Below are 4813 nucleotides of genomic sequence, written 5' to 3' on the forward strand. Positions count from 1 at the left end.
GCCGCGACCACAATCGGCACCGACCCAGCGACAGTTGCGCCCAGCCCGGCAGGCCGAGCCGAGGGAACCCCACGCGCGCAACAGAAAGACAGCACGCACCGCCCCACGACCACCCCGGCGACCGCGGCCACCACCCCGTGCCCGGCCACGATCGCCCCGGCCAGCGCCCCGCACTGCACGATCAGGACCAGCACCAGAGTCGCGACCCCGCCAGGCCCGGAGTCGCCCTTCCGCATGATCGTCAGCGCCCGTTCGCGGTCGTAAGACGCGCCGAGCCCGTCAGCGGTGTCCGCCAGCCCGTCCAGATGCAGCCCGCGACTCCCCAGCGCCACCGCACCGATCGCCAACCCGGCCGTGGCCACCGGAAACAGCCCGACGGCCTCTCCACCCAGCACGATCAGCCCAGCCAGCACCGCCAACGGCAGCGCGGCCAGCGGCGCGAGCACCATCGCCCCGCCCGCCACCCGCCGGTCGATCACGCGGGGCGCGGGCACCGGCAACGCCGTCAGCGTGCCGACGGCCAGGCGGATCGAGTCAAGCAAGGTCGGCCAGCAGCCCCATGTCCGCGAGGATCGCCCGCGCGGCACGCAAAGTCGGCACGGCCTGCACCGCGCCGCTGCCTTCGCCGAGCCGCAGCCCGAAGTCCAGGATCGGCTCCAGTCCCAATGCCTTCAACGCCAAAGCCTGCGAAGGCTCGGTGGACCTGTGCCCGGCCAGCCACCACTTCTCGGCGCCCGGCGCGATCTCCCGCGCCACCAACGCCGCCGCACCCGAAAACACGCCGTCCAGCAATACCGGCACCCCACGAACAGCCGCTTGCACCAGGAATCCCGCGGTCGCCGCCACACAGGCGCTACCCAACGCCGTCAGCAGCTCGAACGGTGAACCCGACCGCGACCCCGCACGCGCCAGCGCCGCTTCGACGACAGCCACCTTCAGCGCCCGGCCTTCTTCGTCCACTCCGGTCCCGGTGCCGACGACGTCCTCGGCCGGCGAGCCCAGCAGCGCGGCGACCAACGCGGCGCACATTGTCGTATTGCCGATGCCCATGTCGCCAGGGATCAGCAGGTCCGCGCCGCTGTCGATCTCGGCGTCGGCGATCGTGCGCCCGGCTTCGAAAGCCCGCTCGGCCTCGCCCGGCTCCAAGGCATCTTCGACGTCGATGGACCCGGAACTCCGCCGGATCTTGTGCGCGAGGACCTCGGCCGGAACGCCGTCGAGATCGTCGTCCACCGCGATGTCCACCACCCGGACCTTCGCCCCGACGAGCCCGGCCAGCACGCTGACCCCGCTCTTGCCGGCGAGGAACACCCGCACCATGGCCGCGGTGATCTCACGCGGATACGCCGAGACGGCCGAACGCGTCACACCGTGATCCCCGGCGAACACCACCACCCGCACGTCGGCGAGCTCACGCGGCGGCACGCAGCCGTGCGCCGCGCTCAGCCACGCCGCGAGATCCTCGAGCCGTCCGAGCGAGCCCAGCGGCTTGACGAGCCCGTCCAGCCTGGTCCGCGCCGCCGCGTGGGCGTCTTTGTCGGGCGTAGGGATCGTGAACACGGGAGTCTCCTCAGGGCAGGTCGAGCGCGCGCCCCGCCACCACCAGCTGGACCCTGTCCGCTTCGGCGGCGACGCGGGTGTTGAGCGCGCCCAGCACATCACGGAACAGCCGTCCGGACACCGTGCCGGGCACCACACCGCTGCCGACCTCGTTGCTCACCAGCACCACCGGCATCCGCACCGACGCCCACGCCTCGAGGAAGTCCTCGAGCTTGTCGTCGAGCCGCAGCTCCCAGCCGCGCTTCTGCTCCCACGCGCCGACGTCGTCGAGCACCCGCGTGAGCCATGTCCCGAGACAGTCGACGATCATGGGGCTGGTGGCGCCGCGGAGCACCGTTGTCAGGTCGCCGGTCTCCACCGTCCGCCAGTTCGACGGCCGGCGTTCCTTGTGCGCGGCGACCCTGGCCGCCCAGTCGGGATCGTCGTCGCTCGGCGGGAAACCCGTCGCGACGTAGACGACATGGGCGTGGTGCGCGATGAGGGACTCGGCGTGCCGGGACTTGCCCGACCGCACGCCGCCGAGTACCAGCACTTTGCCTTCGTTGCGTCCGTACGAACGAAGGGCCCGCGCGGCGGTCTCGAGGAGACCCGCGAGGCGGTGCGTCAGCTTGGTCATGTTTCGCATTCTGGTCCAAAGGATACTGTTCGCCACGTGCCACTCCGGAGATCAGTTACCCGACTCGGACTTGTCGCAGGTTACGCTGCCGACGTCGTGTTCGGTGACCCCAGGCGGGGACATCCCGTCGCGTTCTTCGGCCGGGCGGCCGGGGCTCTTGAGCAGCGGATGTGGGCGGATTCACGGCGCCGGGGCGTCGTCTACGCGGGATTGTGCGTCGGCGCGGCCACCGGAGTGGGGGTGGCACTCCAGGCGGCGACCCGACATCACCCGTTCGCGCGATTCGCCGCGACAGCGCTCGCGACCTGGGCCGTCCTCGGCGGGCGAGGTCTCGCGGCCGAGGGGAACACCATGGCTGACCTGCTCGAAGACCAGGATCTCCCGGGCGCCCGGGAGCGGCTTTCGCATCTCTGCGCCCGCGACGCGACGGGGCTGGACACCGCGGAACTGGCCCGCGCGGCGACGGAGTCGATCGCCGAGAACACCTCCGACGCCATCGTCGCGCCGCTGCTGTGGGGCGGCGTGGCGGGCATTCCGGGACTGCTCGCGTACCGGGCGCTCAACACGCTCGACGCGATGGTCGGCTACCGCTCGCCCCGGTACGAGAACTTCGGCTGGGCGGCCGCGCGGGCCGATGACCTGGCGAACCTTGCGCCCGCGCGCGTCGGCGCCGTGATCACCGCAGCCTGCGCACCGGTGGTGGGCGGCTCTCCGCGTCGCTCCTGGCGGGTGTGGCGCCGCGACGGCTCCCATCACCCGAGCCCGAACGCGGGCCAGGTCGAATCCGCTTTCGCCGGCGCGCTCGACATCCGGCTCGGCGGCGTCAACACCTACGGCGGCCGCACCGAGGACAGGGGCACGCTCGGCGACGGCCCGGAGCCCGGCACCGCTGATCTCCGACGCTCGGTGACGCTCTCGCGTGCTGTCGGGCTCGGCGCGCTCGTCGTCGCGGCGGTGGTGGCGCGATGAAGGGCCTGCTCGTCGCCGGGACGACGTCCGACGCCGGGAAGAGCCTGGTCACCGCGGGGATCTGCCGCTGGCTGGCGCGCCAGGGCATCCGGGTCGCGCCTTTCAAGGCGCAGAACATGTCCAACAACTCGATGGTGTGCGCCGACGGCTCGGAGATCGGCCGCGCGCAATGGGTCCAGGCGCGCGCTGCCGGCGTCGAGCCGGAGGCCGCGATGAACCCGGTGCTCCTCAAACCAGGCAGTGACCGGCGCAGTCACGTGGTCGCGATGGGCAAACCGTTCGGGACGCTCGAAGCGGGGGAGTACGCGACCGGCCGCGCCGGGCTCGCGGAGATCGCGTTCGGCGCGCTCGACGACTTGAGCGGCCGGTTCGACGTCGTCGTCTGCGAAGGCGCGGGCAGCCCGGCCGAGATCAATCTTCGCGCGGGCGACTACGTCAACATGGGCCTGGCGCGGCGGTTCCGGCTGCCGGTGGTCGTGGTGGGGGACATCGACCGCGGCGGCGTGATGGCGTCGATGTTCGGCACGCTCGCGTTGCTGAGCGGCGAGGACCAGGCGTTGCTCGCGGGCTGGATCGTCAACAAGTTCCGCGGCGACGTCGGGCTGCTGCGGCCGGGGCTTTCGAGCCTGGAGAAACTGACCGGACGGCCAGTGCTCGGCGTGCTGCCGTGGCTGGACGGCGTGTGGATCGATTCCGAAGACGCGCTCGCCGCCGCCGGTTGGCGCGGTCAAACGGCAGGTGGTGCGCTGCGGATCGCCGTGGTGCGGTTTCCCCGCGCCTCCAACGCGACCGACGTCGACGCGCTCGCCGCCGAGCCCGGCGTCACCGTCACGTTGACCGCTGATGCCGACACAGTGGCCGACAGTGACATCGTCGTGCTTCCGGGATCACGGGCCACCGTCGACGATCTCCGCTGGCTGCGCGGCCGCGGCTTGGCCGACGCCGTGAAGGCACGAGCCGCCGCCGGCCGTCCGGTGCTCGGCATCTGCGGCGGCTACCAGATGCTCGCCGCGACCATCGACGACGCACTGGAATCCGGCGCCGGTTTGGTCGAGGGTCTCGGTTTGCTGCCCACCCGCGTCGAGTTCGCGGCGGAAAAGGTGCTTGGCAGGCCTGCCGGCTCGTGGCGTGGTCAGCCGGTGTCGGCCTACGAAATCCACCACGGAATCGCGATCCCGACCGGCGTCGCTGAGTCCTTTTTGGACGGACTGCGTGACGGCGCTGTCTGGGGAACCATGTGGCACGGCGCTTTCGAGAACGACGCTTTCCGCCGCGCCTGGCTCACCGAGGCCGCCGCCCAAGCCGAAATCTCGTGGTCTCCCGCTCCCGGCGCCCCCACTTTCACTTCACTGCGCGAAAGCATGCTCGACAACCTCGCCGACGCCATCGACGAGCACCTAAACACCCCCGCCCTACTCGACCTCATCACTTCCGGCGCCCCCACCACCCTCCCCTTCGTCCCACCCGGCGTGCCGTGAAGGCCACATTGAGGGACTCAGAGTCCCTCAATGTGGCCTTCACGGACAGCTAGAGCGAGCGCAGGAAAGCCAGGGACGGCATGAAGAAGTACTCGCCGCCCTTCAGGGTGACGGCCTGCGCCGCGGGGGCCGAGGACTTGAAGGTGTCCTCGCCCCAGACCGGGGTGTTGGTCTGGTCGACGTCGCGGAT

5 protein-coding genes are annotated in these 4813 nt (G+C 71.3%); 2 read left to right on the forward strand and 3 right to left on the reverse strand.

Features of this window, described 5'->3' with window-relative positions:
* The 3 genes from VGP60_RS25780 to cobU all read right to left on the reverse strand — a co-directional run.
* Window positions 1-542: adenosylcobinamide-GDP ribazoletransferase (locus tag VGP60_RS25780; protein WP_327550675.1), on the reverse strand; the 542-nt coding region annotated here is incomplete at its 3' end.
* Window positions 535-1560 (reverse strand): nicotinate-nucleotide--dimethylbenzimidazole phosphoribosyltransferase, encoded by a 1026-nt coding sequence (gene cobT, locus VGP60_RS25785; protein ID WP_327550676.1) that lies wholly within the window; start codon window positions 1558-1560, stop codon window positions 535-537. The genes VGP60_RS25780 and cobT, both read right to left, overlap by 8 nt.
* A 10-nt stretch (window positions 1561-1570) precedes the next feature.
* Entirely contained in the window at window positions 1571-2176 is a 606-nt protein-coding gene (gene cobU, locus VGP60_RS25790) for a bifunctional adenosylcobinamide kinase/adenosylcobinamide-phosphate guanylyltransferase (RefSeq protein ID WP_327550677.1), read from the reverse strand.
* A 36-nt stretch (window positions 2177-2212) separates the two neighbouring features.
* On the opposite strand from cobU, the gene VGP60_RS25795 reads away from it, so the two are divergent.
* Together VGP60_RS25795 and VGP60_RS25800 are read left to right on the forward strand one after the other, a co-directional pair.
* Window positions 2213-3145: a cobalamin biosynthesis protein gene (locus tag VGP60_RS25795; RefSeq protein ID WP_327550678.1), complete on the forward strand. Its 933-nt coding sequence runs from the start codon at window positions 2213-2215 to the stop codon at window positions 3143-3145.
* Complete coding sequence (locus tag VGP60_RS25800) at window positions 3142-4623, forward strand: cobyric acid synthase (protein WP_327550679.1); 1482 nt, start codon at window positions 3142-3144, stop codon at window positions 4621-4623. The genes VGP60_RS25795 and VGP60_RS25800 overlap by 4 nt, the downstream gene beginning before the upstream one ends.
* Window positions 4624-4813 lie beyond the last annotated feature (190 nt).

This window comes from Amycolatopsis sp. (genome assembly GCF_036008905.1).
Taxonomy (GTDB): domain Bacteria; phylum Actinomycetota; class Actinomycetes; order Mycobacteriales; family Pseudonocardiaceae; genus Amycolatopsis.